The 26,213-nt window shown below is 69.1% G+C and carries 18 protein-coding genes and 1 pseudogene; 9 read left to right on the top strand and 10 right to left on the bottom strand.

Annotation, left to right across the window (positions count from 1 at the left end):
- Positions 1–198 precede the first annotated feature (198 nt).
- Positions 199–1,926 carry an aa3-type cytochrome oxidase subunit I gene (gene ctaD, locus ABD198_RS00095; protein WP_343997171.1) on the top strand — a complete coding sequence of 576 codons (1,728 nt, stop codon included), beginning with the start codon at positions 199–201 and terminating at the stop codon, positions 1,924–1,926.
- Positions 1,927–1,929: 3 nt separating this feature from the next.
- A complete protein-coding gene (locus ABD198_RS00090) occupies positions 1,930–2,490 on the top strand; it encodes a hypothetical protein (protein WP_343997170.1) in 561 nt (186 codons plus the stop codon).
- A gap of 226 nt (positions 2,491–2,716) precedes the next feature.
- Here ABD198_RS00090 and ABD198_RS00085 read toward each other — a convergent pair.
- The 4 genes and pseudogenes from ABD198_RS00085 to ABD198_RS00070 form a co-directional block, all read right to left on the bottom strand.
- Positions 2,717–2,887 (bottom strand): annotated as a pseudogene (locus ABD198_RS00085) (DUF1929 domain-containing protein); the annotation flags it as partial.
- Positions 2,848–3,042: a hypothetical protein gene (locus tag ABD198_RS00080; protein WP_343997343.1), complete on the bottom strand. Its 195-nt coding sequence runs from the start codon at positions 3,040–3,042 to the stop codon at positions 2,848–2,850. The gene ABD198_RS00080 and the pseudogene ABD198_RS00085, both read right to left, overlap by 40 nt.
- Before the next feature lie 539 nt (positions 3,043–3,581).
- Positions 3,582–4,943 carry an MFS transporter gene (locus ABD198_RS00075; RefSeq protein WP_343997169.1) on the bottom strand — a complete coding sequence of 454 codons (1,362 nt, stop codon included), beginning with the start codon at positions 4,941–4,943 and terminating at the stop codon, positions 3,582–3,584.
- A gap of 183 nt (positions 4,944–5,126) precedes the next feature.
- Positions 5,127–7,112 carry an N-6 DNA methylase gene (locus ABD198_RS00070; RefSeq protein WP_343997168.1) on the bottom strand — a complete coding sequence of 662 codons (1,986 nt, stop codon included), beginning with the start codon at positions 7,110–7,112 and terminating at the stop codon, positions 5,127–5,129.
- A gap of 142 nt (positions 7,113–7,254) precedes the next feature.
- Between ABD198_RS00070 and ABD198_RS00065 the strand changes: the two genes are divergently transcribed.
- The 4 genes from ABD198_RS00065 (at position 7,255) to ABD198_RS00050 (ending at position 17,286) form a co-directional block, all read left to right on the top strand.
- Entirely contained in the window at positions 7,255–8,196 is a 942-nt protein-coding gene (locus ABD198_RS00065) for a serine/threonine-protein kinase (protein ID WP_343997167.1), read from the top strand.
- Between the two features lie 180 nt (positions 8,197–8,376).
- Complete coding sequence (locus ABD198_RS00060; protein ID WP_343997166.1) at positions 8,377–9,639, top strand: serine/threonine-protein kinase; 1,263 nt, start codon at positions 8,377–8,379, stop codon at positions 9,637–9,639.
- A gap of 136 nt (positions 9,640–9,775) precedes the next feature.
- Entirely contained in the window at positions 9,776–13,018 is a 3,243-nt protein-coding gene (gene drmD / locus ABD198_RS00055; RefSeq protein WP_343997165.1) for a DISARM system SNF2-like helicase DrmD, read from the top strand.
- Positions 13,015–17,286, top strand: coding sequence for an Eco57I restriction-modification methylase domain-containing protein (locus ABD198_RS00050; RefSeq protein WP_343997164.1), 4,272 nt, complete (start codon positions 13,015–13,017; stop codon positions 17,284–17,286). The genes drmD and ABD198_RS00050 overlap by 4 nt, the downstream gene beginning before the upstream one ends.
- Before the next feature lie 83 nt (positions 17,287–17,369).
- On the opposite strand, the gene ABD198_RS00045 is transcribed toward ABD198_RS00050, so the two are convergent.
- Together ABD198_RS00045 and ABD198_RS00040 are read right to left on the bottom strand one after the other, a co-directional pair.
- Positions 17,370–17,576 (bottom strand): DUF397 domain-containing protein, encoded by a 207-nt coding sequence (locus ABD198_RS00045; protein ID WP_343997163.1) that lies wholly within the window; start codon positions 17,574–17,576, stop codon positions 17,370–17,372.
- Positions 17,573–18,430 (bottom strand): helix-turn-helix domain-containing protein, encoded by an 858-nt coding sequence (locus ABD198_RS00040; RefSeq protein ID WP_343997334.1) that lies wholly within the window; start codon positions 18,428–18,430, stop codon positions 17,573–17,575. The genes ABD198_RS00045 and ABD198_RS00040 overlap by 4 nt, the downstream gene beginning before the upstream one ends.
- 259 nt (positions 18,431–18,689) lie before the next feature.
- Here ABD198_RS00040 and ABD198_RS00035 point away from each other — a divergent pair, with 259 nt between their 5' ends.
- Entirely contained in the window at positions 18,690–19,130 is a 441-nt protein-coding gene (locus ABD198_RS00035) for an ATP-binding protein (protein WP_343997333.1), read from the top strand.
- Between the two features lie 20 nt (positions 19,131–19,150).
- Here ABD198_RS00035 and ABD198_RS00030 read toward each other — a convergent pair whose 3' ends face one another.
- Positions 19,151–19,306, bottom strand: a complete 156-nt coding sequence (locus tag ABD198_RS00030) for a hypothetical protein (RefSeq protein WP_343997162.1) — start codon at positions 19,304–19,306, stop codon at positions 19,151–19,153.
- Between the two features lie 291 nt (positions 19,307–19,597).
- Here ABD198_RS00030 and ABD198_RS00025 point away from each other — a divergent pair, with 291 nt between their 5' ends.
- A complete protein-coding gene (locus tag ABD198_RS00025) occupies positions 19,598–20,047 on the top strand; it encodes an EcsC family protein (RefSeq protein ID WP_343997161.1) in 450 nt (149 codons plus the stop codon).
- Between the two features lie 121 nt (positions 20,048–20,168).
- Positions 20,169–20,591 carry a hypothetical protein gene (locus ABD198_RS00020; protein ID WP_343997159.1) on the top strand — a complete coding sequence of 141 codons (423 nt, stop codon included), beginning with the start codon at positions 20,169–20,171 and terminating at the stop codon, positions 20,589–20,591.
- Here ABD198_RS00020 and ABD198_RS00015 read toward each other — a convergent pair.
- The 3 genes from ABD198_RS00015 to ABD198_RS00005 form a co-directional block, all read right to left on the bottom strand.
- Positions 20,586–23,771: a type ISP restriction/modification enzyme gene (locus ABD198_RS00015; protein WP_343997158.1), complete on the bottom strand. Its 3,186-nt coding sequence runs from the start codon at positions 23,769–23,771 to the stop codon at positions 20,586–20,588. The genes ABD198_RS00020 and ABD198_RS00015 overlap by 6 nt on opposite strands.
- Positions 23,772–24,134: 363 nt before the next feature.
- On the bottom strand, positions 24,135–24,692 hold the full coding sequence (locus ABD198_RS00010) for a hypothetical protein (RefSeq protein WP_343997157.1): 558 nt from the start codon (positions 24,690–24,692) through the stop codon (positions 24,135–24,137).
- A gap of 37 nt (positions 24,693–24,729) precedes the next feature.
- Positions 24,730–26,118, bottom strand: a complete 1,389-nt coding sequence (locus ABD198_RS00005) for a GmrSD restriction endonuclease domain-containing protein (protein WP_343997156.1) — start codon at positions 26,116–26,118, stop codon at positions 24,730–24,732.
- Positions 26,119–26,213: the final 95 nt, after the last annotated feature.

Below are 26,213 nucleotides of genomic sequence, written 5' to 3'. Positions count from 1 at the left end.
GCCGACGTCCGCCGCCTTAAGGACCGGCACCGGAGCGACCGCCGCGCGAAAAGGGGCCGTTGGTCCTGCCCACCGGGCCCTGACAGGGACCGTTCGACCCTATCGGGACCGGGTACCCCTGCGCCGATCATGTGGCGGGCCGGGAAGGCCCCCCGTCCGGGTCTCCCACGTTCCCGGCTCTTCCCGGCTCTCAGCGACATGAGCACACAGGGAGGACGCCGTCCGGTGGACGAGGCACGGATACAACAGGTGGGTACCCCGCGGACGAAGGCGGTGGACCCGGCGGCCGGGGAGCCGGCCCCACGGACGGAGCACACGGCGGCCAGGCCGTCGTGGGTGGACTGGCTGACCACCACCGACCACAAGAAGATCGGGACGATGTACCTGGTCTCGGCCTTCGTCTTCTTCATCATCGGCGGCGTGATGGCGCTGATGATGCGTGCCGAACTGGCCCGCCCGGGTACACAGATCATGTCGAACGAGCAGTTCAACCAGGCCTTCACCATGCACGGCTCGGTCATGCTGCTGCTGTTCGCCATGCCACTGTTCACCGGTTTCGCCAACTGGCTGATGCCGCTGCAGATCGGCGCGCCCGACGTGGCCTTCCCGCGGCTGAACATGCTCGCCTTCTGGCTGTTCCTGTTCGGCTCGCTGATCGCGGCGGCCGGCTTCCTCACGCCGGGCGGGGCCGCCGACTTCGGCTGGTTCCTGTACACACCGCTGTCCAACTCCGTCTACTCGCCCGGCGTCGGCGCCGACCTGTGGATCATGGGCGTGGCGCTCTCCGGCTTCGGGTCGATCGCCGGTGCGGTCAACTTCATCACCACGATCATCTGCATGCGCGCGCCGGGCATGACGATGTTCCGCATGCCGATCTTCACCTGGAACGTGCTGCTGACCGCCCTGCTGGTGCTCATGGTGTTCCCCGTGCTGGCCGCCGCGCTCTTCGCGCTGGAGGCGGACCGCAGGTTCGGCTCGCACATCTTCGACTCGGCCAACGGCGGAGCGCTGCTGTGGCAGCACCTGTTCTGGTTCTTCGGCCACCCCGAGGTGTACATCCTGGCCCTGCCGTTCTTCGGCATCATCAGCGAGGTCGTCCCGGTCTTCTCGCGCAAGCCGATGTTCGGCTACATGGGCCTGATCGGCGCGACCATCGCGATCGCGGGCCTGTCCGTGACGGTGTGGGCCCACCACATGTACGTCACCGGCGGTGTGCTGCTGCCGTTCTTCTCCTTCATGACCTTCCTGATCGCGGTCCCGACCGGCGTGAAGTTCTTCAACTGGATCGGCACCATGTGGAAGGGCAGCCTCTCCTTCGAGACGCCGATGCTGTGGGCGACCGGCTTCCTCATCACCTTCACCTTCGGCGGCCTCACCGGCGTCATCCTGGCCTCCCCGCCGCTCGACTTCCACGTCTCCGACACCTACTTCGTGGTGGCGCACTTCCACTACACGCTCTTCGGCACGGTCGTGTACGCGATGTTCGCCGGATTCCACTTCTGGTGGCCCAAGTTCACCGGCAAGATGCTCGACGAGCGCCTCGGCAGGATCACCTTCTGGACGCTCACGGCGGGCTTCCACCTCACCTTCCTGGTCCAGCACTGGCTCGGCGCCGAGGGCATGCCCCGCCGGTACGCCGACTACCTCGCCGCCGACGGCTTCACGGCCCTCAACACCCTCTCCTCCATCGGTTCGTTCCTGCTCGGCATGTCGCTGCTGCCGTTCTTCTACAACGTCTGGAAGACGGCCAAGTACGGCAAGCCGGTCGGCGTGGACGACCCGTGGGGCTACGGCCGCTCCCTGGAGTGGGCGACCTCCTGCCCGCCGCCGCGGCACAACTTCACCAGCCTGCCCCGCATCCGCTCCGAGTCCCCGGCCTTCGACCTGCACCACCCTGAGATCGCTCAGCTCGAGGCGGCGAGGTAGGCCATGTCCCAAGCCGTCGTCGCCCTGGGACTCGCGGCGGTGACCGCATCCGGCTGCGTCTGGTACGTGCCGGCCCTCGCCGACCTGCGCGCGAGGGCCGACCGCCCGGTCTCCCGCCGCGCCGCCGCGGCCGCCTGCCTCAGCGGCTGGAGCACGGCCGGGATCGTCGCCGTGCTGCTGCTGGTGGCCGAGGCGTGGTGGATACCGTCCGCCGCGGCCGTCGCCGGCGCCGCCCTCACGGCCGCCCTCCGGGTGGGTGCAGCCGTGCAGCGGCGACGCGAGATGCGCGAGGCCGCCCGCCACTGGGCAGAGCTGAGCCGGCAGGTGCCCCGGCCCGGCGCGCGTCCCTCCCGGACCGTCGTCGCCGTCCTCCTCGGCGCCGGACTGGCCGCCGGTTCGGCCACCGCGATCCTCAGGGTGGCCGCCGGGCCCGGGAACGGCACGGACTGGCTGGCGGCCGCCGCCGTTCCCGCCGCGGTCGTGGGCCTGTTCCTCACCCTCGCGATCGCGCACACGCGCACGGCCGGCCGTGGTGCAGCCGACGATACGCGCCGCCCGCGGTAGCAGACCGACTCACCCGGCGGCCCGCGGACCGCCCTCCGACGAGTAGCAGGGCCCCTCGATCGACGGCCCGCACCACAACCGGCCCACGGCGGCCACGTGTTCCGTGGGGCTGTTCACACACTCATCCTGATGCAGCGATCCGCACCGCGCATACTGATCACCCGTCCGACAAGACAGGGGAGGCCCCGGCAACCGGAACCTCCCCTTTCGTCCGTGGGGCCGTGCCTCAGGGCACCTTGACCCACTGCGCCTTGCTCGGTGTCCCCTTGTCGTCCACCACGAACAGCATGTACCAGCCGGAGTGGACCAGATTACGGTTCTTCGGGACGGTGACGGTCACGCCGTCCTTCGTCCTCTTCAGGTCCAGCGCGATGGACCGCTGGTCGACGTCGGTGAAGTAGCCCTGCCGAACGCCACGGGCAGCCCCTTGCCGACGCGGACCAGTCCCTTCCGCCCCGCCTCGGCGAAGCCGGCCAGCCGGGAGCACAGCTCCTGCTCCAGCAATGCGAGCGTCGACACGGTGAGATCGGGATGTCCCACAACAGCGATCACTCCCGGCCGTCCTTTCTCCCCGTCGCCCTCGGGCGGTCCCCCCCCGGCAGCGCGCCGCACCTTCCCGCGGACGGCACTTGCCGGTGAGGACGGGCCGTCCACGAGCGTGCATGATCATGCCCGGGCCCGGCACGGACGCACACGGGCCGACGGGGTCGAGACCCAGGGCCGAACGGCCCCCGAAATGCAGGCCGATCGGCCCTACCGGAAACCGGGCCACCAGCACCGATGGGGTCCGACGGGACCTGAGGAACTGGCCCGCTTCGAGGGCCCGGCCCTGCTGTGATCCGCCGGTTCCCCACCGAGGACGTGACGATCGGCGGCGTGACGGAACGCTTCACCTTGCTCGAGTCGGCCGACGAGACACCGCACTGGAGGCGCAGCGTCCGGGCCCGGGGCCTGACCGCACTTCCGGTGAACTTTGCGACAGAGCGGGGTCTCTGACCGGCAGGCGGCGACTCTTATCGAGACGTCATGTCTGCATCCAGATGTCTGCATCCAGATGTCTGTATCCAGCCATGACGTCTCGCCCCCGGCACCTACGTCCGTTCGGCCTTCACCGGCACGCACAGCCATGAGAGGCCCGCGGCGGTGAGATAGGCGAGGGCGAAGGCGGCCATGGCGGTGCGCAGCCCGGTGTCGTAGACGGTGGCGGAGGCGAGCAGGCTGCCACCGACCGCGACGCCCATGGCACTGCCGACCTGCCGGGTGGTGTTGAAGAAGGCGGAGGCGGTTCCGGAGCGGCTGCCGGGCGCGGCGCCCATCACCGTGGCGGTCGAGCCGGTGAGGGCGAAGGACGTACCGAAGCCCGCCGCCATCATCGGAGCCACCAGCAGCGGATACGCCAGCGTGGATCCGCCTGCCGCCCAGACGGCCAGTCCCAGGAAGGCGAGCAGCATGCCGGAGACCACCAGCGGCCGGTCCCCGGTTCGCCGGCTCAACCGCCCGGACAGGACCGAGGCGAACATCGTCATCGCCACCGCCGGGAACAGCGCCAGCCCGGTGCTCAGGGCGCTGTACCCCCGCTGATGCTGGAAGTCGAGGCTGGCGGCGAACACCATGCCGTAGAACGCGAAGTTGAACAGCAACCCGATGGCGGCTCCGCCGCTCATCGCACGCGAGCGCAGCAGGCTCAGCGGAAGGACGGGGGACCGGGCCAGCCGCTCACGCACCGCGAACGCGGCGGTCGCCACAGCGGCGAGGCCCAGGCCGGCCAGGACCGCCTCATCGGCCCAGCCACGGCGTCCGGCCTCGTTGAGCGCCGAGACCAGCAGCGCCACCGCCGCCACGACCGCACACTGCGCCGGCCAGTCCAGGCGCCGGCCGGGCAGCCGGGGCGAGCGCTCCACGTATCGCATCGTCAGCATCAGACAGGCGGCACCGACGGGCAGGTTGATGAGGAACACCCAGCGCCAGCCCAGCGTGGAGACGAGAACGCCGCCCAGCAGGGGTCCGGCGGAGGCCGCGATGCCCGCCATCGAACCCCACACCCCGAAGGCCCGGGAGCGTTCGTCCCGCTCCGGATAGGTCTGCTGGAGGAGGGCCAGGGAACCCGGCACGATCAGCGCCGCGCCGAACCCCTCCACCAGCCGGGCCACCACCAGGACGGGGGCGTCCGGCGCGAGCGCGCACGCGGCCGACGACACCGTGAACACCGCCACGCCCGCACAGAAGACCCGCCGGTTGCCCCACCGGTCGCCCAGCACGCCCCCGGTGAGCAGGAAGCCGGCGAACACCAGGGTGTACCCGTCGGTGATCCACTGGATGCCGGTGAGCGAGGCCGACAGCTCGCTGCCGATCACCGGCACGGCGACATTGATGATCGTCACATCCAGGATCACCATGAAGTACCCGGCGCACACCGCGAGCAGCGGTGCCAAGGACCGTCGCTCGGCTGCCACGACCGCTCCCGTCTGCTTCGGTGATGAATGCGACGGTATGCACGATAAGTGACCATGGAGTCGGCGCACCGCGTCGGCGATGCCGTTGTTCGAGCGTCGCGGCCCGTGACTGCCCCGATCGCACAAGCGGCGAACGCGTCCGGTGAGCGCTGCAGTCTCGATCTGCGGCTGAACACCGCCACGTCAGGCGGTCAGGCCTCCGGCTGCCACATGGTCGTTCACGTCGCCCGCCAGTGCCTTGCCCAGACCGTCGGCCGTGGTGAGCAGTGCCTCGAATGCGCTGAGGCGGCGGAACGTCTCCGCATACGCCACCTGCTTCTCCAGGGGAAGCTGGAGGACTTGGAGACGCCGGATGTCGACCCGGGACGAGCTGGAAGCATGGGTGCCCGCCTGGCGCCCGTTGGCCGGCGCGCGCAGGCAACCGGCGAGGAAGTGGGCGTCCAGCTTCTCCGGGTCCACCCGCAGGACGTAGAGCTGCGGGCCGACGGCCATCGGCGGCCCCTGGTGCACCCAGGCCCGGAACGCCCGGATCACTCCGGCGACCACGACGTCACCTTCCTCGGCGACGGCCTGCGCCGATTCGGTGGGCAGGACCTGGCCCGGCGTGCCGTCGTGCAGGAGGTCGGCGACGGTGAGGAACGGCACGGTGGCGCCACGGATCGGCGCCGTCGACTCCGGGGGCTGCTGGCCGGCCCGCAGCGTCAGCGCGCCCGCCTTGACCAGGTCTCCAAGGGTCGTCATGGCCTGCTGGGTGCCGGTCTCGACGTCGAGAGCGGACAGATGCCGTGCCTGATCCGCGAGATCGGTCAGCAGCGATGTGAACTCACCCCATCGCGCCGCGAGTTTCTTCGGGCACGACTCCGGCATGGAGGCGGTATGACGCCCCGGGGTGACATCCACCACGTCGTCCAGGAGGTCGAGCAGGGGAACACGAGCGGCTCCCTCCGGGGGCTCCTTGTCGGGGTCGTCGAGGGTCGCCAGTGCGGCGAGGACGAACGAACCGAGAGCATCCCAGTCCGGGCTCGGCTCGCGTGTCCCCGGCCGTGCGAAGCGTGTGGCGTCCACCAGGAGCGCGTCCTGGCTCGGGGGAGCGGCCGTCGGGCCGTCCGCCGCCGCTCTGAGGATCCACAACTGCAGGGACACGCTGTGCGGCTGCGCGCTGCCCGGGGGCAGCGACACAACGGCCCGTAGCGCCCCGGTACGCAGCAGGGAGCCCCGGATGCGGCGGCCCGCCTTGCGTGACGCGACGGCCGGGGGAAGGAGGACCACGGCGGCACCGCCGGGCCTGAGGTGAGCGAGGAGGTGCTGCACCCAGGCGAGCTCGGGCTCGGTCCGGGGAGGGAGCCCATGGGTCCAGCGCTGGTCGGTGGCGAGTTCCTCGTATCCCCAGTCCCGCTCGTTGAAGGGCGGATTGCACACCGCGATGTCTGCTTGCGTGCCGCCGAAGGGGTCGTCGCGCAGCGAGTCGGCCATGACGATCCGCGTACGGATGTCACGGTCCGCCGTGAGGAAGCCGAGCCGGGCGGAGGCCAGCGCGGCAAGTGCCTCGTCCCGCTCGCACGCGAGCAGTTCGAGTCCCGTGCCGTCGTACTCCTGCGCGGCCGCGGCAGCCAGGTGTCCCGTGCCGCAGGCCGGATCGAGGACTGTCAGTCCGCCGTCCTCGGAACCGAGACGGACTGCGAGGGCGATCCGGACCATCAGTGCGGCGAGGGGCGGTGGCGTGGTGCTGAGCTGCCGGACATGGGTCTCCAGCCACCGTTGCAGCAAGAACTCGAAGGTCTCGCGCGGACCCTCCTCCCGTCCCAGCCTCCCCGCCTCGGACACCAGTTCACGAGCCTGCGCGGACAGTTCCGGATGAGTGATCCGGGCCCCGGGGGAACGCATACGGCGGGCCGCCTCGGCCACGGCCAGCCCCGATTCGTTACGGCTGCCGAGTGCCTCGAAACGCGGCCAGATGAGCTCCTTGCGGCCGATGTCGTCGAGCTTGCCGTTGTCCCGAAGCCACTGCTCGACCTCGGCGAGGGAGAACTGCGGGCTGACGTCGGTGCCCCCGATACGGGCGGGGAAGGAATCGTGGCGGCGCCGCCAGTTGCTCACTGCGGCTCGCCCGACGCCGGCGATCCGGGCGATCTCGGCCAGGCTGACGGGTACGACGTCCGGGCTAGTCATCGATCAGTCTCCGAGGTACTTGGCCGGCTGGGCAGGTCGGCGTCCCAGCTGCCGTAGTAATGAGAGGCTACTACGCTTATTGACTTTGTTCACAGAGTCCTCGTTCCGCCGTGATGTGCAGAGAATGTGGAGGTCAAGGAAGATGCCGACTCCAGCGCCGGGAATGGTGCTCTGCGACCGTTATCGGCTGGAGTCGGTCCTGGGCCGAGGTGTGATGGGGCAGGTGTGGCGGGGTGTCGACCTGCCCCTCGACCGGCCCGTCGCGGTGAAGACCGTCGCCACCGAGCTGCTGGCCGTGCCGAGCGGCCGCGACGCGGCCCTGGCGCGCTTCCACCGTGAGACGAGGGCGGCCGCACGGCTGAACCATGCCAACGTCGCCACCGTTTTCGACGCGTCGCTCACGGACGACACCTATTGCCTGGTGATGGAACTGATCGAGGGCACCACCCTCGAGTACCTCTTCGACCAGTACGACGACGGGCGGTTCGACGTCCCCTCCGCGGCCTCCGTCGGCGCACAGATCTGCGCGGGACTGTCCGCGGTCCATGAGGCCGGTTTCGTCCACCGGGACCTGAAGACGCAGAACATCATGATCCGGCGCGACGGGATCGTGAAGATCCTGGACTTCGGGCTCGTCAAGCTGCTCAGTGACGCGGACCCGCGTCTCACGGCGACCGGCGAGGGAGTCGGCAACCTCTTCTGTGCCTCTCCCGAGCTCCTGGAGGGCCGGGGCCGGCTCGACGGCCGCAGTGACCTGTACGCCGTGGGATGCCTGCTGCACCACATGCTCACAGGGACGCCTCCCTTCCCGACCCATCAGCCGGCGCTCCTCGCGTCACACCATCTCGCCACACCCCCGCCTCTCGTCGCCGACGCGGGGGTCGAGGTGCCCGACGACCTCCAGGACCTGATCACGGCCCTGCTCGCCAAGCAGCCGGACTACCGCCCCTCCTCCGCGGCAGAGGTGTACGCGGCCCTGGCGCCCCACCTGCCGCACTCGCGCCCCGAGCTGGCAGTCAGGCGTACTGTGCCCGAGGACCCCTGTCGCCCCTTCCTCGTCCCGCAAGGGCCGTTGCCCCTGTGAAGCCCTCCGGTGCGATCCGGGGCGGAGCTGAGAGGTGCTTGCAACACCCACCTTTCTGGCCACATGGGGCACAGGCGTGCCGCGCCGGTGACAAAATGCTCTCGTCGGCCGGGCGGCGTGCGTTCCCGGCCGTCATGAGGTGGCGGGCGCGGCGGGCGCTGGAAGTGGGGGCGGGGCGCGATGCGGCGAAGCCTTGGACGGTACGAGCTCACGCGCGAGCTGGGCCGGGGCGGCATGGGGGTCGTCTGGGCGGCCCATGACCGCGACCACCATCGAGAGGTCGCCGTCAAGGTACTCGCACGCCGCGACCGCGGGCCCGAACTCACCACACTGGAACGCCGTTTCCTGCGTGAGGTCCGCCTGACCAGCCGCCTGCGCCACGCCGGTATCCCCGCTGTTCACGACCACGGCACCCATGAGGGCGAGCTGTACCTGGTCATGGACCTGGTTCCGGGGCGCGCACTGGACCTGGTCCTCAAGAACGGCGGCCCGCTCCCCGTCGAGCAGGCCGCGGACGTCGCCCGCCGCACGGCCGAGGTGCTGTCCTACGCCCACGGCCAGGGCGTGGTGCACCGTGACCTCAAACCGTCCAACCTGATGATCACGCCTGAAGGTGCGATCAAGGTCCTCGACTTCGGAGTCGCCGCCGCGCTGGAGCCCCACCCCGGGGAAACCCGCTTCACCGCCTCCAACGCCACCCCCGGCACCGTCGTCTATATGGCGCCCGAACAGGCCGTCGGCCGGACCGTGCCCGCCAGTGACCTCTATTCGCTGGGCTGTGTCCTGTACGAGTTGCTCACCGGAGCACCGCCGTTCACCGACGGCAGCCCTTTCATGCTGTACCACCGGCACGCCAACGAGCCCGTCCCGCCGCTCACCGACCGCCGCCCCAATGTCCCGGACGGCCTGCGGGCGCTGGTCGAGCGGCTGCTGGAGAAGAAGCCCGAGGACCGGCCCGCCTCCGCCGCGGAAGTGGCCGCCCTGCTCGCCGCATGGGCGCCCGGGCCGGCTCCCGTCGCCGAGGAGATCCCCGCCCATCCCCGGCTGTCCGAGATCGAGGCCCTGCGCCGAGCGGGCCGTCCGGCCCGCGCCCTGGAGGAGTACCAGGAGCTGTTGGCCAACGGCGGCCTCGACCGCGCGAGCGCCCTCACCGCCCGGGCCGGAGCCGCCCTGTGCATCGGCGCGCTCGGACGCACCCGTGAGGCCCTGGACGAACTGAGGTCGGTCCTCGCGGAGCAGCGCAGCCTGCTCGGGCCGGGACACCCCGCGGTGATCGATACCCGCTATGAGATAGCCGTTCTGCTGGTTCGCACCGGCGAGCGGCATGCCGCCGAGGAGCTGCTGCGTCGCCTCGCAGACGAAGAGGACCGCGTCCTGTCCGCCAGGGACGGCGGGCCAGGGCGCAGCCGGGCACTTCTGGAGCGGCTGCGCCGTATGGCCTGAGCCGGCGCCCGAGCGAACTTTTGTAATCTCTGTTCACAGTGAACACGTCGTGTTAGCCTGCGGTCACGTCGTTCCGGAGGGGAGACAGGAAACTGTCTACGGACGGCGGCGGAGAACAGCGAGGGGAACAGCACCCATGACGCCAGCAGCGCAGCGCGAGACCAAGCGGACCGGAACGGAGAGACTCCCCGAAGAAGGCAACCTGGTCGAGGTGCGCGGGCAGTCCTGGGTGGTCGCCCGTGTCGAGCCGTCCCCGCCCGCCCCAGACGGCCACGACAACCGCCGCCCGGCCACCCTGGTCCACCTCCAGTCCGTGGCGGACGGCCGCTTCGGTGACACCCTCTCCGTGATCTGGGAGGTCGAGCCCGGCCGCCGGGTGCTGCCCGCCGGCTCGCTCCCCGACGCCTCCACCGGCACCTACGACCCCCCGAACCGCCTGGCCGCGTTCCTCGACGCCGTGCGCTGGTCCGCCGTGGCCTCCGCTGACGCGAAAACGCTCCAGGCCCCCTTCCGCTCCGGCGTCGCCGTCGAGCCGTACCAGCTGGAGCCGGTCTCCCGCGCCGTGGGCGCACCCCGCGTCAACCTCCTCCTCGCCGACGACGTCGGCCTCGGCAAGACCATCGAGGCCGGCCTCGTCGTCCAGGAGCTGCTGCTGCGCGGACGGGCCCGCCGCGTCATGGTCGTCTGCCCGGCCGGCCTCACCCTCAAGTGGCGTGACGAGATGGCCGAGAAGTTCGGCCTGGAGTTCACCATCGTCGACTCCGAGCACTGCGCCCGCCTGCGCCGCACCCACGGCACGGCGGCGAACCCCTTCCGCGTCCACCCGCTCACCATCGTCTCCCTGCCCTGGCTGCGCGGCCAGAAGGCCCAGCGCCTCCTCGACGAGGTCATCGGCGCCCCCGAGGAGAGCCCCGACGGCGAGCACAAGCGCTTCTTCGACCTGCTCGTCCTCGACGAGGCCCACCACGTGGCGCCCGCCGCGCCCAAGCAGGTGTACGCCGTCGACTCCCAGCAGACCAAGCTGATCCGGCGGCTCGTCCCGCACTTCGAGCACCGCCTGTTCCTCTCGGCCACCCCGCACAACGGCTACCCCGAGTCCTACACGGCGCTCCTGGAACTGATCGACGACCAGCGGTTCGCACGCGGAGTCGACCCCGACAAGGAAGCGCTCAAGGACACCGTCGTACGCCGCCTGAAGTCGACGGTGACCAACGCGGACGGCACGCCCCGCTTCCGTACCCGCAGGACCCGCGAACTCCCGGTCGAGTACACCCCGCAGGAGCGCGAGATCCACGGTCTGCTCGGCGAGTTCGCCGAGCTGCGCCGCAAGAAGCTGACGCCTCAGGCCCGGGGCGGGCGCCGCGCCGCCGACCTGGTGACCCTGCTGCTGAAGAAGCGTCTGTTCTCCTCCCCGGCGGCCTTCCTGCACACCGTCCAGGTCTACCTGTCCCACCTGGAGGACACCGGCCCCGCACGGGGCCGCTCGGCCGCGGCCGAAGTCCCCGAGTGGCTGGAGGAGTTCGCCGACCTTGTCGCCGACCTCGACGACACCGGCCTGGTCGATGCCGAGGACGACGCGCTGACCCGCTCCACCTCGCTCACGCCGGCGGAGGACGGCCGGGAACTGGGCCTGCTCCAGCAGATGGAGCGCTGGGCCCTCACCCACGAGGCGGCACCCGACTCCAAGGCGGAGGCCCTGATCCGCGAGCTCAAGGCCATCTGCCGCCCCGACGGCAAGCGGTGGACCAACGAACGCGTCGTGGTGTTCACCGAGTACCGCGACACACAGGAGTGGCTGCACGACCTCCTCCAGCAGGAGCAGCTCACCGACGGCGGCCGGGTCGAGCGCCTGCACGGCGGCCTGTCGGCCGCGGACCGCGAGCGCATCCGCCTCGGCTTCCAGGCCGACCCGTCCCGCGAGGAGGGCAGGGTCCGCATCCTCCTGGCCACCGACGCCGCCGGCGAGGGCATCGACCTCCAGAACCACTGCCACCGCCTGATCAACTACGACATCCCCTTCAACCCCAACAAGCTCGAACAGCGCATCGGCCGCATCGACCGCTGGGGCCAGAAGAACGACCCCGAGATCACCCACTTCATCGGCGCCGGCTGGCAGCAGGCCCAGGCCGGCTCCTACGAGGCCGACCTGGAGTTCCTCTCCCGCGTGGCCAAGAAGGTCGCGCGCATGGAGCACGACCTCGGCTCCGTCAACGCCGTCCTCGCCGACGCCGTCCAGCGCCGCATGACGGGCGACACCGCACCGGTCGACATCGAGCACGCCAGGCCCAAGCCGATCAAGGGCCGCCGCACCGGCGGCGAGGTGGCGCCCGAGCAGAACGTCACCGCGCAGACGAAGCGGCTCGCCGACCAGTACGAAGAGACCGTGACCGCGCTCGGTCTGACGCCGGCGAACATCAAGCGCGTCGTCGACACCGCCCTGGCCCTGGACCACCAGCCTCCGCTCCTGCCGTCCGACTACCGGGCCGAGGACTTCGAGCCGGGCGACCTGTTCGAGGTCCAGCCCCTGTCGGGCAGCTGGGAGCGGGCGACCCGCGGCCTCGCGCACAAGCTCCGCGAGGGCGAACAGCGCCCCCTCACCTTCTCCCCGGCGGTGGCCGCGCAGGCCAAGGACGACGTGGTCCTCGCCCACCTCAAGCACCCCCTGGTTGCCCTCTCCACACGACTGCTGACGGCAGCCGTGTGGAACGCCGACTCGATCGGCCTCAGCCGCGTCACCGCGGTCGTCTCGGACGACCCGGCCGTGACGACCACCCTGGTCTCCGCGTACGCGCGCTACGTCCTCGTCGGCACCGACGGCACCCGTCTGCACGAGGAAGTCCTCTACGCGGGCGGCTGGTTCGGCGACACCGGCCGCTTCCGCCGCTGGGAGTCCGTCGGCGAACAGGGCAGGGTCCTGTCCCAGGCGCTCACCGAGGGCATCGAGGCGGCCCCGCACCTCCGCAAGGAGCTGACGCAGGCCTGGCCGAGACTCCGCGACCCCCTCTACCGCGCCCTGGAGGCCAGGGCCGGTGAACGCGGCCGCCAGCTGGAGAGCAGGCTCGCCGACCGCCGGGCGGAGGAGGAACGCCGCATCACGGCCACCCTGGACCGCTTCGAGGCCACCCTGCGCGCCAAGCTCAAGGAAGAGGGCGAGGAGGAGGGCGAGCAGCTGGCCCTGCTGTCGACCCACGAGCTGACCGGCCACGAGCGCCGCCAGTTCGAGGACGACCGCCGCCGCTGGCAGGAACGCCTCGACGGCCTCCCCGCCGAACGCGAACGCGAACTCGCCGCCATCGCCGCCCGCTACCGCGAGCCCCGCTCCCACCTCTTCCCCGCCGCCGTCGTCTTCGTGATCCCCGCAAAGGAAGCCCGCCGATGAGCCCCCGCCGCACCATGAGCCGTGGAGCAGCCGCAGCCAAGGCCCAGGCCACCGACGGCCGCCGCCAGCACCAGGAGTGGCTGGACCTGACCGAGGTCTCCGGCCCCTTCCTGACCATGCCGGTCCTGCTGCGCGCCTGGCCCCAGCTGGACGCCCTGGAGAAGGACGAGCGGGCGAGGCTGCGCGCCCGCCACGCCGACTGGCAGACGGACCCGACCGCCGGCCGCGACGAGTGGGTGGCGTACATCCTCGGCCGCCTGCTGGAGTGGGACGACGCGCTGGTGTTCCGTGCGGGCGACTCGGAGCACTTCGGCCTGGACCGCCTCACCCTGCGCGTCGCGGAGCACAACACCGAGGTCCGCCCCGACTTCGCGCTGGTCGAACCCGGCGCGGACCTGGCGACCGAGCCGGACGTCGAGTCGGCCGCCAAGCGGGTACGACTCCTTGGCATGAGGCTCCCCGCCGGTACGGCGCCCACGGCCCGCGCCGGCGGTGGCGGCGACTGGTCCGCCGCCCCCGCCGACCGACTGGCCCGCCTCCTGCGCCACCACGGCGTACCGCTGGGCCTGGTCACCGACGGCCGCTGGTGGTGCCTGGTCTGGGCTCCGGTCGGCGGCGTCACGACCACGGCCGTCTTCGACGCCATCGGCTGGAACGAGGCCGCGGAGCGGAACGTCGTCCGCGCGTTCCACTCCCTGCTGCGCCGCCGCCGGTTCTTCGAGTACGACGAGGCCGAGACCTTGGTCGGATTGCTCAAGGCCAGCCTGGCGGCGGGCGAGGACGTCACCGAGGCGCTGGGCATCCAGGTCCGGCAGGCGGTCGAGCTGCTGGTGGACGCCATCGGGCGGGCCGACGTCCGGGCCATCGAGAACGGGGCACCAGGCCTGCACGCCTCCGGCGTGCCGGCGGGCGAGGTCTACCGGGGCGCCGTCGCGGTCATGATGCGCATCGTCTTCCTCCTGTTCGCGGAGGAACGGGGCCTGCTGCCCGCCGACAACGAGGTGTACGCGCGGTCCTACTCGGCCCGCTTCCTGCGCGACGAACTCAAGGCGAGGGCGGACGAGGAGGGCGAGACGTCGCTGGAGCACACGACGTCGGCCTGGCACCGCCTGATCGCCCTCTTCCACGCGGTGCACGGGGGAGTGGACCACCCGCGCTCGGGCTTCCACCTCCCCGCCTACGACGGTTCCATCTTCGACCCGGACAAGTACCCGTGGCTGGAGCGCACCACCCCGCTCCTCCCCATCGACGACCGCACCGTCCTGCACATGCTCCAGGCCGTGCAGGAAGTCCGGGTCGGCAAGGGCAAGCAGCGCGAGGTGCGCATGCTCAGCTTCCGCGCGCTGGACGTCGAGCAGATCGGGTACGTGTACGAGGGCCTGCTGTCGTTCGACGGGCGCCGGGCCACCGAGCACATGGTGGGCCTGATCGGCCCGGACGGCCTGGAACACGAGGTCCCGCTGCGCGAGCTGGAGTCCCTGGCGGCGAAGGCGGGCGGCTCGCTGAAGACGCTGGCGAAGTCCATCCACGACAAGTGGAAGGACCCGAAGCCTCCGGCAACGGTCGGCCAGCTGGAGAAGAAGCTCGCCCCGCTGGCAGCGGAGGATGCCGCTGAGGCCCGCCGCCGGCTGAACGCGGTGACGAAGGACCCGGCACTCACCGAGCGACTGCTGCCGTTCATCGGCATCCTGCGGGAGGACCTGCGCGGCCTGCCGATGGTCATCCCCAACGGCGCGCTGTACGTGACGGAGTCGTCCCTCCGCAAGAACACGGGTACGCACTACACGCCCCGCTTCCTGGCGGAGGAAGTCGTCCTGCACGCGCTGGAGCCCCTGGTGTACGAGCCGGGTCCGCTGCAGACGGCGGACACGAACCAGTGGCGTCTGAAGTCGGCAGACCAGATCCTGGACCTCAAGGTCGCGGACATCGCGATGGGTTCGGCGGCGTTCCTCGTGGCGGCCTGCCGCTACCTGGCGGACCGTCTGATCGAGGCGTGGGAGGCCGAGGGCCGCGCGGATGCGATGGCCTACCGCGCGGGCCGTGCCGTGGACGCGGTGACCGCGGCAGACGCGGAGCAGGACCCGGTGGTCATCGAGGCACGGCGCCAGGTCATCGAGCACTGCCTGTACGGCGTCGACATCAACCCCATGGCCGTGGAGATGGCCAAGCTGTCGCTGTGGTTGGTGTCGATGGACCCGGGGCGGCCCTTTACGTTCCTCGACGACCGGTTGGTGTGCGGGGACTCGTTGCTGGGCGTGCGCAGCATGGAGCAGATCCAGTCGGTGCATATGAAGCCGGGGCAGCAGGCCGACATCCTGGCCGAGCAGGCACGGGAGTTGGTGGACCAGCTCACGCGGGAGCGACTGGCGATCACCGCGATCAAGGGCGTGGACCTGCCGGCGCTGCAGGAGAAGCGGGAGCGGTTGGAGGAGGTCAACCGGCACTCGCGGCGGCTGCGGTTGGTGGGGGATTTGATTGCGGGCGCTGCGCTGGCCACTTGTGCTTCGGGGCGGGTGCCTTGGTATGAGGAGGATGGCGGGGAGCGGGTCCGAGATCTGTTTCCACGGGCTGCGTGGATCGTGCAGCAGATCGTTGCGGATGGGGTTGAGGACGACTCCGAGGTGGTGCGGAAGGCTCGGGCTACGGCGGAGGAGTGGCTGCAGGTCGAGCTGCCGGAGGGGGCGCTGGAACGACGGCCGGTGCATTGGCCTTTGGTTTTCCCAGAGGTCTTTTCACTCAAGGGTGGATTCGATGCGATTGTGGGAAATCCACCCTTCCTGGCGGGATCCGATATTAGCGGCGCCAACGGGAGTGCTTACCGAGAATATCTTGTTCCTTATGTGGCCGGAGGTGTTACTGGGAACAGCGACCTCGTGGGATATTTTGTTCTGAGGTTGCACCATTTGCTGAATTCTTGCGGGCAGAGTGGCGTAATCGCGACCAACACACTGAGCCAGGGACGCACGCGACTGGTGAGCCTCGATCAAATCGTTAGCCGGGGAGTTGTTATTCGCCGCTCGATTAAGAGTATGAAATGGATCACCAAGTCTGCTGCTGTCGAGAACTGTGTGGTGTGGACCTCCTGTGGTGATGTCAATAGTGATGCGGCTCGGATTGCTGACGGGGTGCGAGTGGAAGAGATTTCTGCTTCGCTGGATCCAGCGGGTAGAGTTGCGGGTAACCCATTTCCGCTCGTGCAAAGTGGCAGGCTTTCCTACTATGGGACGTACATTCATAGCATGGGATTCACGTTGAGTCGTGACGTCGCGCAGTCGATGGTGGAAGCTGATCCGCGTAACGAGCGCGTTCTATTCCCTTATCTCGGCGGCGAGCTGAATCAGCGCCCATCTTTGGATGCGGATCGCTACGTAATCAACTTCAGAGATTGGAGCGAGGAAGAGGCGGCGACCTACGAAGCGCCATTCCGGCAAGTCGTCCGTGATGTGAAGCCCTCCAGGATTGGTCACTCTGACAAACGTCTGAGGACATTTTGGTGGCAGTATAAGCGGCCGACGCTCGATCTTTATCGTGCGATTGAACCCTTCGAAACCGTGATGGCTGTAGTCCGGCACAGTGAGACTCTGACTCCTGTGCGAGTTCCGGCTAGGCAGGTCTTTAGCGATGCTGTAGTGGTCATTGCGGAGGATGATGAAGCTCTGTTCGCACTCCTGTGTAGTTCGGTCCATTATTGGTGGGCGATCAAGCATGGGTCTACTATCAAGGGGGATCCAAGGTATAACTCGTCAGACGTATTTGATACCTTCCCTCGGCCGGAATTGTCGCAGGGGCTCAGGGAGCTAGGTGCCGCTCTGGACTGTGAGGTGAAGCAGTCTCTGAAAGAGCGGAATATTGGTCTGACCAGCCTCTATCAGCTCATCGGTGATGTTACTTGCAATGATTCTGATGTGCTGGGCATTCGGAATCTGCAAAAGAGGATCGACGAATGCGTCGTTAGGCTTTATGGGTGGGAAGACCTGATCGCGTCGGGTTTGGGCCACGCCTGTCGTGTAGGTCGGCATGGTGCGCGCTACACGTTCTCCCCAGAGGTACGAGAGGAAGTCTTGAGCAGACTTCTGGAAAAGAACCATCAAATTTATGCCGACGAGGTTCACCTCGGGCTGCACAAGGGCGTGACGGACAAGAAGGCGCGGGAGAAGCACCCCGACCTGCCGCCGCCGTCGCCCGAAGCGGTGCGGAAGCGCAAGGAGCAGCTTGCCGCGCGAGGTGGTGTGGATTTCGGTGAGGGCGCCGAGGGCGCCCTGTTCTGAGCCGACGGCATGACACGGGCCCGCGCAGGTCTCCGCAAGAGACGTGCGCGAGCCCGCCGTTCAGCTCGAGGGCCCGTACCGGCCTACTCCGTCGCGAGCGCCACGAACGCCGCCCACTCGTCCCTGCCGACCCGCAGCACAGGCCCGTCGCTGACTGCCTTGGAGTCCCGTACGTACACGGCGTCCAGGCCAGCGGCGACCTCGACGCAGTCGCCGCCATCCGATCCGCTGTAGCTGCTCTTGAACCAGTGCAGCCCGTCCACGTTGTCGGTCACCTGCTCCACGCTCACGTCTCTCCCAACATCCGCTCGATGAGCCGTGCAGACTCCTCGACGTTCAGGGCCTGCGATCGCAGCTTGCCATATCGCATGGAGAATGCACTGACCTCGGCAGGATTGGTGACAACGCACCCGACCCCCTGGGACTCGAAGTACCCGAGGAGCTTGTGTTCGTGTGACTCAACCACCACGAACGGGCCGTTCTTGCCCGGGTGGAACCCGCGGCCGGCGGGCATGACCTGTACCTCCACGTTGCGCAGCGCGCTGACCTCCAGCAGGTGTCGCCACTGCTCACGCATGACATCAGGGCTGCCCACCGGATCGCGCAGCGCCTCCTCACTCACGACGAACGACAGCTCAGCCATCGGCACCCGCGTCAGCAGCTTCTGCCGGCTCAGCCGGGCCTCCGTGTGCTGGTCGATGATCTCCTCGCTGAGCGGCGGGCAGTGCCCGGCGAACACCGCGCGGGCGTACGCCTCCGTCTGCAACAGCCCCGGCACCAGCAGCGGATCGTAGGAGAAGCGGTTGACGACCTCCGCCTCGATGAGCGCGAAGTTCCTGAAGAACCGCGGCAGTTTCGCTCGGTCCACCTCATCCTGGAGGACCTCCAGAACACCACCCCCGTCCAACACCCGGTCCGCCGCCGTCGTGAACGCCGCCTTCGCCGGCCGCCGCCCCTGCTCGACCGAGGCGACCTGCTCCATCGAGTAGCCGATGGCGTCCCCGAGCTGCTGCTGGTTCAACCCGGCCCGCTTCCGCAGATGCTGGAGGAGTGCGCCGTACGCCGACCACACCCCAGGCCGATCCGGCGCCTCTTCCCTCGTCCTCGATGCCCGCCCGTTGCGCCCGTCCTGTACCGCCTTCACGCTCACGCCCTTCCGCCCCGAAGTGCACCCGCTGCGACATCCACCCACTGGGTCATGTTCAACGCGGCCTGCCGCGAAGGGGACACGAGCACAACGCGTACAGCACCCGTACAAGACCCGTACAGCAAAGCCGCGCACCGGCCGCCCACCCCGTACGACGACACCGACGTACGGCCGAGGTACCTGGTCAGCGGATCACTCGCCGCCCCAACCTGCCCCCGTGACACAACATCAGCTCACCGGCGAGACGGCGCAGTCGGTGCCCACTCCCGCACCCGATCCCACCCACCACCACCTGACCCTGCGATTCAGCAGCACCAGACGCGGCGCCCGCCTGGCCCGACAGCTCGCCGTCCAGCAGTTCACGGAGTGGACGGGCCTCCCGCACGACTCCGAAGCGGCCCGAACCGTCGCTCTCGTCACGGCCGAACTCGCGGCCAACGCCGTCCGCCACGGCAAGCTCCCCGGCCGTGACTTCCGCCTGGCCCTGCTCCTCCTGCCGCACACCCTCCGCATCGAGGTGACCGACAGCCGCCCCGACCGCCTGCCGACCCGCCCGCCGGCGCCGCAACCCGTCGACGAGACGTCGGGCAGGGGACTGCTCCTCGTCGAGGCCTACGCCGCACGCTGGGGATGGACGGTCCGCGACGCGTTCACCAAGACGGTCTGGGCGGAGGTGCAGACCCACCCCGCGGGCTGAAGGAAACAGTCGAGAAACGGTCAACGAGTGGCGTAGTGCTCCGCCAGCTTCTCGATCTCCCTGGTCCACAGCACTACGTCGTCACCCTGCCGCTTGTAGGGCGCGCGCCGGGCCAGCTTGAAGAAGCCGGTGGACGGCCAGCCGGTGTCCTTCAGCACCACGAGGGCCGACAGCAAGGGCAGCGATCCGTCCGGGCTTTCGGCACCGCCCGACGGCAGCACGTCCGTTTCCAGTTCAGCAGGCTCGCGCACGCCGAATGGCAGCGGGCAGCCAGCGGCTCTCCAACGAAGCGGCCACCCTTGACTGAGTCTTCGGTCCGGGCACCGCCCAGCCGGAGACCATGGAGGAGCTGTACGACGAGTACGGCTACCTGCTCCGCTTCCGCTTCGAGACACACGGCGCTGTGCGCCATATCCGCTCTCTCCTACGGTTACGACCCGAGCGATCCCGAAGAGGAAATCTTCGTCATGTCCGTGATCGCTCTCGGCATGTCCACCGGCACATCGGCCAAGGGAGCCGCTTACGCCGAACTGTCCCAGCTGACCCAGCTGCTGGTACGGAACGCGCCGTGGGCCAAGCTGAACGAGAAGGTACTCACCAGGATCACCCAGTCCTTCGCGGCGAAGTTCGCCCAGCAGCTGACGAAGAAGAAGCTCGGTCAGGTGGTCCCCATCGCCGGCATGGCGGTCGGTGCGGGCCTGAGCTACCTGCTCATCGACCGGATGGCCGTCGCGGCGCGGGACGCGTACCGCGAGCGTTTCCTGATCGAGAAGTCGGGCGGCGACCTGACCGCGGACCTCGACCAGGCATACGGTGACCAGACGCCCCGACGACGAGGACACCATCGACGTCATGGGACTGCTCCGCGAGGAGGGAGCGTTGCGGACGTCCGCGTCTCCCGAGGCCGAGGACCCTGAGGGCGGCGGCCTGGACGGCTGAGTCCGGCGGGGAGTACGCGGGGGCAGGGCGGCGAAACCGTCCAGGAACGCCGTACGGGCTCTGCCGGTGACGGGGCCCGCCGCGCGCCATACTGGGGTCATGCTCGTCCCCACCATCCAGCTGTCGCCGCTTCAGCAACACCTGTTGCGGGAACTGGATCTGTGTGACCTCCCGGCTCCCGAGAGGTCACCCGAGTCCTACGCCGCCCGGGACCTCGACACGGCCGAGGTCCGCGACGCCTTGCCGACGCTGCTGTGGGCCGGGCTGGTCGAACAACGCGGGGGCGACCGCGGCGCCCTCCGGCTCACGCCCCTCGGCGCCGCGGTCCTGCGCGAGGCGGAGTGCGACGAGCTGACGGCCCGTCTGAGCGCGGTGGCCTCCTTCGCCGACACTGTGTCCCGGGGCGCGGCGCCACGGCTGGCCGGGCACGCGCTGAAAAGGCTCGCCGAAGGAACGTGGACCTTGGAGCAGGCGCAGTCCTACGTCCGCACAGGGGAAGCGGGTGGCACCGGCCCGTCATGACTCGTCCGACTGGCCGAAGTCGAGGACGACACGACGCCGTGCACGGCTCGCCCCGGGCTGAGGAGGAAGAACGCCCGCTGAGGTGAGGTCCTGGACGGTGACGACCGGAGAACTCACGATCTTCGCGGTGAGGGCCTGCTGCGCGGGTGCCAGGTCGACCAGCCAGCGGAGGACGGACAACAGGTCGATCAGCTCCTCCGTCCACTCCCGGGGCCAGGACGGTTCGTGCATGTCGTCGAGCGGGCTGGTCCTCCTGCTGGTGGGGGAGGCCTTCCGGTAGCCGAACCACTTCCTCACGACGGGCATGCCACCGACGTCGTAGGTCCACACGGTCGGCGGCACGCCCGTGAAGGCGCCCCGGCCCACCCGCAGCGTGGTCGTCGCCTCCTCGTACGCCAAGGTGTCGGGCATCTCGGTGCCTATCCCGGTCACGTAGCGCACCTGCCGTGGATCGCCCTGGGGAAAGCGGACGCCGTCCTCTTCAGGAGCCGGCGCTCCGCCGGGCGGGCTGTGCTCACCGTAGGTCGCCGCCCACAAGAACTCGTGCCCGAGGCGGACTGCCTCCTTCCAGAGGTCCGGGTCGCGGGTGAGGGGGAGCCGGACTCCCGGGGTGAGGAGATCCTCGGCGAAGTGCTCCGTGAAGGCGCCGTGCCCGGCGACGGCCACCGCGTAGGCCGCGAGGTCGTGCACGGTCACCCCGGACAGATCCAGGACGCCGGCTAGATAGCTGAGCAATCCGCTGGGGACATTGGCGCTGCCGTCCGGATGGAGAACGGGGTGCACTCGTCCGCCACGGCCGTTGAAGTGGTGGGTGTCGGGCAGCAACGCGGTCGCGACCAGAGCGGGACCGCTGCTGATCTCGTGGCTGCTCTGCTGGTTGAGGAATAACTGCCCGGGCTGTAGCGCTTCCCACAGATCTGTGCGCGGTCGGTCGATGACCCGGTTGTCCGCGATGAGCCATTGGCGGTCGAAGCTGCGCAGGCCGATCCGCAATAACGGTGGGCTGCTGTGCGGCTCGTTGTGCATGTCCCGGTCGGGGTGTGGGAATCCGGGAAGACTTGGAGGCCGTGATCCAAGACTGCGGCTGTCGGTCTCTTTGAAGAGGATGGCCTTTTCCTCGAGGCCCGGCTCACCGACCAGCCTTGCCCACCGGCGCCGCAGCACGCCCGCCGAAGGGGAAGCCACCCACGACCGGTTGGTCGTGATGCCAAGACTGCCCCAGGGAAACAAGTCCTGCAGCGCCGGATACTCATCCCACCCCGACAAAGTCGCCGGCGTGAAAGGCCGCGCCCCCTGGGTGTGCCCATCCTTCCACCCCCCGTCATCCAGCCGCACCTGCCGAAGCTGCTCGAATTTCTCCGCCCGCCTCCCGTGCAGCGCCCGGTAATGGATGCGCGCGGGCACGTCGGGGTTGTGATCCGCGCGCCGTACGAAGACGCCGATGGACAACGGCTGGGCGACGTGCGGGAACACCCGGGTGGCCACGTCCGAACGATGTCCCTCCGGCGAGAGGTTGATGACCCAGCCCTCGTCGCAGGTGCGGCGCAGGTAGTCCCGCATACCCCGCCCGGCGGGCCCGGTGGCGAATGCTGACGGGGTGATGAAGCAGACGACGCCGTGCCGCTCGTCCGCGTGGGCGTCGAACACCTTCCACGTGGCCCAGCGCCAGAAATAGACGTACATGTTCTTCAGCGCGTGCTCATAGCGGCCGTTGCCCGGGTACCGGAAGTCGTCCAGGGGCGGGCGGCCCTGGCCCTTCACCCGCTTCTCGATCCAACCTCCCCGGTTCTCCGCCTTGTCGTCGTACGGAGGGTTCGAGATGACCACGGTGACGGGCACGTTGGCCTTGACGTGGTTGGCGCGGGCACGTGACACCGACAGCGCCGCGTAGGTCGAGGCGAGCTGCTCCTCCTGGACGTACGGGTCGTCGAGCGTGTCCGTGACGTGCAGGTTGAGGCCGCCGGGCGGGAGCTCGGCCCCGTACTTCTTCAGCAGGTCGGCCGTGCGGAGTTCGGCGACGGCGAAGGGGCCCATCTGGAGTTCGAAGCCATACAGGCGCTCGGTGAGCCCACCGATGGCGTCCGGTGCCATGGCCTCGCCGTAGCGCTCGGCCGCCTGCCGGGCCACCCGGTCGATGATGGTGTGAAGGTACGTTCCGGTGCCCATGGCGGGATCGACGATGTGCACGGTCTCGTCGCCATAGCCGCGCGCCTTGCCCAGGCGGGTGCGGAGCACCTCCTCGGCCAGGCGGACCATCTCCTCCACCACCTGGTGCGGGGTGTAGTAGGAACCGCTGCGCTGCCGGAGTGTGTCGTCGTAGACGGAGAGGAACGATTCGTACAGGTGGAGGTAGGCGTCCCGGTTGTCCTGGCGGATGATGTCCCACTCGACCGCGTCGACGGTATGGGCGAGGAGGTTCAAGGTCACCTCGAACCGTTCGTTGACGTTGTCGGTGAGGAGCTGGAGGGCCTTGCCCATCAGGGCGTGGCCGGCGTTGAGGCGGCGGCCGATCTCGTGGAAGCTGGTGCCGGTGACCGGGATGTTCTCCGTACGGGCCAGCAGCAGGGCGAAGGTGACCGTCTGGGCGTAGCCGTCGGCGAAGGTGGCGTCGTCGGCGGTGGGGAACAGGAGCCGGCGCCAGTCGCTTCTGAGGCCGGTGAAGGGGCGCTCGGCGTGGTCCGCGTCGAACCCGGCCTCGGCCCGCAGCTGTTCCCGTACGGCTTCCCGCAACAGGCGGCACAGCGGGGCGATGTGCTGGACGAGCACCGGGACGCGCCTGATCTTCGGCGGTTTCCAGCAGAGGACGGCCTGGGCGAGAGCGTCGAAGGCGGCGACGTCACCGGCTCTCAGCTTCTCCCCGGCGCTCTTCAGGACACCCGACAGCACGACCTCCTCGCCGACCGGCGTGCCGTACTGAAAGAGCCGCCAGTGGGTGCCGTTGGTGTAGAGAAGGTTCGGAAGGTCGCGCAGCCGTTCCCACTGTCTTTTGTCGTGACCGGTGAAGGTCTCGGGGTCGATGCTCTTGCCGGGCCGCTTGACCTCGATGTAGCCCGTCACGTTCTCGTCGATGCGTACGGCGTAGTCGGGGCGCACCCCGAGGTGGGCGATGCGGGTCTCCGGGTGCCACGTGACCTCGACCATCGCGTGGTGCGCGGCGATGCTGTGGAACAGTTGCTCCATAGGGCCACGGATGGCCGCCTCGCGGTCACCGGGGCCCGTGAGGTTCCGCTTGCATGCGGCGCCGAAGGCGGAAATGGCTTCCCGCAGCCACTGAAGACGTGCGTCACCCATGGCCATCCCCCCAAGCCCCCCGGCCCTGCGACGAAAGGGCCGTGCCCACTGCGCGCAGTATGGGACGGAGACATGTCAAACGGGAGGGCGCACGCAGGAGTTCAAGGGGGCGCGTCCGTGGCACGGCCATGAGCGCCGACAGGGCCCGCCATGTCGTGGCGGGCCCTCGGCAGCCGTCCAGGAGGAAGCGCCGATGGGCGGCGCTGTCGTCCTGGCCCTGGTCACCGCCCTGCGGAGGGTCTCCCCCATCCCTCAGTCATCGTCCGGAGACAGCCAGCGGATGTGCCGCAGCACAGGCGCCACTCGGAAGCAGACGTGAAGAGGCTTCACGTCCTGTGGGTTCTTCAGGTTGACCGGAGGCAGACCGGGCCGGTCGTACGCTCTGTCCAGCCAGACTCCCTTTCGGGCGGTCAGCGTTCTGAGATGGCGCAGTCCCACATGGTTCGCCAGGCCGGCTGTCGTCAGCGACTTCCAGATCCGTGGCCTGCCCTGCTTGTCCACGTAGGTGGGGAACACCATGATCCGCAGTTCCCCGCGCTTTTCGGTGCCGGAGATGCCCGAACGCAGCCTGTTGTGCAGATTCGAGAGGGTGGCGGGCATTTCGGGGACCACCGTGGGCTTGTAGAGCACCAGATCCCGCTCGCCGTTCAGCCAACGGCTGTCGTGGATCGTCAGCGTGGGGCGGCCGGGGATCCTTAGTTCCCACTCGACGGTGCTGGCCCGGGAGATTTCGCCGGAGCACGTGGTCCCTGTCTTGTCTCTGCGGATCCCGTCGTTGCGAACCAGTACAAGGTCGGTCAAGAGTTCCATGTTCATCTCCCCCCAGTTCCGGCATGTCCGGCCGCGTTCAGGCCCGTCGTGCCAGCTCCAGCGCCGCCGCACCCACGAACCAGTCCAGCACCTCGCAGATCCGCTCACTGTGCTGGGCGAAAACGGTGACCGGGAAGGACGGGCGCAGCTCCAGCTTCGCCTCGGGCAGGTCGATGCCGTCGATCTTGTTCAGACGGTTCAGCAGCTCCCGGCGCTGTTCCGTGTCGTCGAAGGGCGTGCGGGACTTCAGGTACTGGAAGACCACCTCGACCGAACCGCTCACCGGGTAGATCCCGAACGGCCAGAGCACCTGCGGGCTGCGGCTCGTCCCGGTGTCCAGCATCGGGAAGCAGCTGGTCTCCTCGTAACGGCCGTAGGTGACGTAACCGCCCTGGCGGCGCCAGAAGTCGAGGGCCGCGAGGACGCCGGGGTACGCCTCCGGCCAGTGCTGTTTCAATTGCGATCGGAAGCGTTCGGCCGCCGCCGAGTCCTCACCCTCGGGGAGAGGGTCGTACGACACCTGCTGTGCGACGTCCTTGCCCAGCAAGGTGGCGAGCTCGGCGGCGTTCAGGCGTTGTGAACGATGTGCCCGGCCCCAGGAGTCGAAGCGCACTCCCTCGCTCGTCAGCAGGTCCTGCGGTGCCGGCCGGTCCTCGCCCTCCGCCCAGCGGAAGGAGGGCGAGATCCTGCCCTCCGCCGTGAGGACCCGGTAAGCGCCGAACACCGTCGGGTTGGAGCCCAGGTAGGCGCCCACGGCCACGGGGTGGCTGCCGATCAGCTCGGCGACATCGCCGTACGTGGTCCACGTCCCGCTCGGCATCGCGACGAGCGCGGCACGCAGTTCGGCCCAGCCCGGAGAGTCCTCACCGGCCGGCTTGACCCCGCCGATAGGTCCGGGCCACAGCTTGATCGCGCGTTCGGCCAGCCGGTCGGCCCGCGCCAGGATCTCCGCCTTGCCCCAGCGCTGCGCCGAGGCGATCTCCAGGTTCATGCGCAGGGCACTGGAGTCGAAGATCTGTTGCTTGCGCTCGAAGGGGTGATTGGACAACTTGGCGTTGTCACCCGTCAGTGTCAGATTGCCCAGTGTGTGCACCAGCAGGTCGTGCAGCTCCTGCGGCGTCTGGTTTTCCTCCGTCTCCTCAGCGAGGAGGGCGAACCACTCGGGAGCGGGGCGCTGCGGGAGGATGTGCTCCACAGTGAGGGCCGCCTTGGCGAAGTCGACGGGCTCGGAGGCGTCGTAACTCTCCTCCAGACGGCGCAGGATGAAGGCGCGCTGCGGAGGACGGCCGCTCCAGTAGAAGGGCTTGGAGCGGATCGCCTCGCGCAGCTCCTCGTCGCTCGGCCAGCGACGACGCCTGCCGGAGAGGAACCGCCGCACCGCCTCGGCGGCGGGCCGGTCGGTCTCAAGCTCCTTCGGAGCCTCCATGAAGATCCGGTTGAGGTTGCTAGTGACCTGAGTCGGAGATTCGTCGTTGGTTCGGTATGAGTCGTCCGGGTCCGAAGATTCCGCCGTTGTCGGTG

Source organism: Streptomyces thermocarboxydovorans, assembly GCF_039524635.1.
Classification (GTDB): Bacteria; Actinomycetota; Actinomycetes; order Streptomycetales; family Streptomycetaceae; genus Streptomyces; species Streptomyces thermocarboxydovorans.
The sequence above is the reverse complement of the archived record's forward strand: the minus strand, read 5'-3'. Positions and strand labels throughout refer to the sequence as shown.

Bases quoted from the DNA above. Each gene is read 5' to 3' on its own strand.
- ctaD (WP_343997171.1), top strand. From the start codon at position 199: ATGAGCACACAGGGAGGACGCCGTCCGGTGGACGAGGCACGGATACAA.
- ABD198_RS00090 (WP_343997170.1), top strand. From the start codon at position 1,930: ATGTCCCAAGCCGTCGTCGCCCTGGGACTCGCGGCGGTGACCGCATCC.
- ABD198_RS00070 (WP_343997168.1), bottom strand. From the start codon at position 7,112: ATGACTAGCCCGGACGTCGTACCCGTCAGCCTGGCCGAGATCGCCCGG.
- ABD198_RS00065 (WP_343997167.1), top strand. From the start codon at position 7,255: ATGCCGACTCCAGCGCCGGGAATGGTGCTCTGCGACCGTTATCGGCTG.
- ABD198_RS00060 (WP_343997166.1), top strand. From the start codon at position 8,377: ATGCGGCGAAGCCTTGGACGGTACGAGCTCACGCGCGAGCTGGGCCGG.
- drmD (WP_343997165.1), top strand. From the start codon at position 9,776: ATGACGCCAGCAGCGCAGCGCGAGACCAAGCGGACCGGAACGGAGAGA.
- ABD198_RS00050 (WP_343997164.1), top strand. From the start codon at position 13,015: ATGAGCCCCCGCCGCACCATGAGCCGTGGAGCAGCCGCAGCCAAGGCC.
- ABD198_RS00025 (WP_343997161.1), top strand. From the start codon at position 19,598: ATGTCCGTGATCGCTCTCGGCATGTCCACCGGCACATCGGCCAAGGGA.
- ABD198_RS00020 (WP_343997159.1), top strand. From the start codon at position 20,169: ATGCTCGTCCCCACCATCCAGCTGTCGCCGCTTCAGCAACACCTGTTG.
- ABD198_RS00015 (WP_343997158.1), bottom strand. From the start codon at position 23,771: ATGGAGCAACTGTTCCACAGCATCGCCGCGCACCACGCGATGGTCGAG.
- ABD198_RS00010 (WP_343997157.1), bottom strand. From the start codon at position 24,692: ATGGAACTCTTGACCGACCTTGTACTGGTTCGCAACGACGGGATCCGC.
- ABD198_RS00005 (WP_343997156.1), bottom strand. From the start codon at position 26,118: ATGGAGGCTCCGAAGGAGCTTGAGACCGACCGGCCCGCCGCCGAGGCG.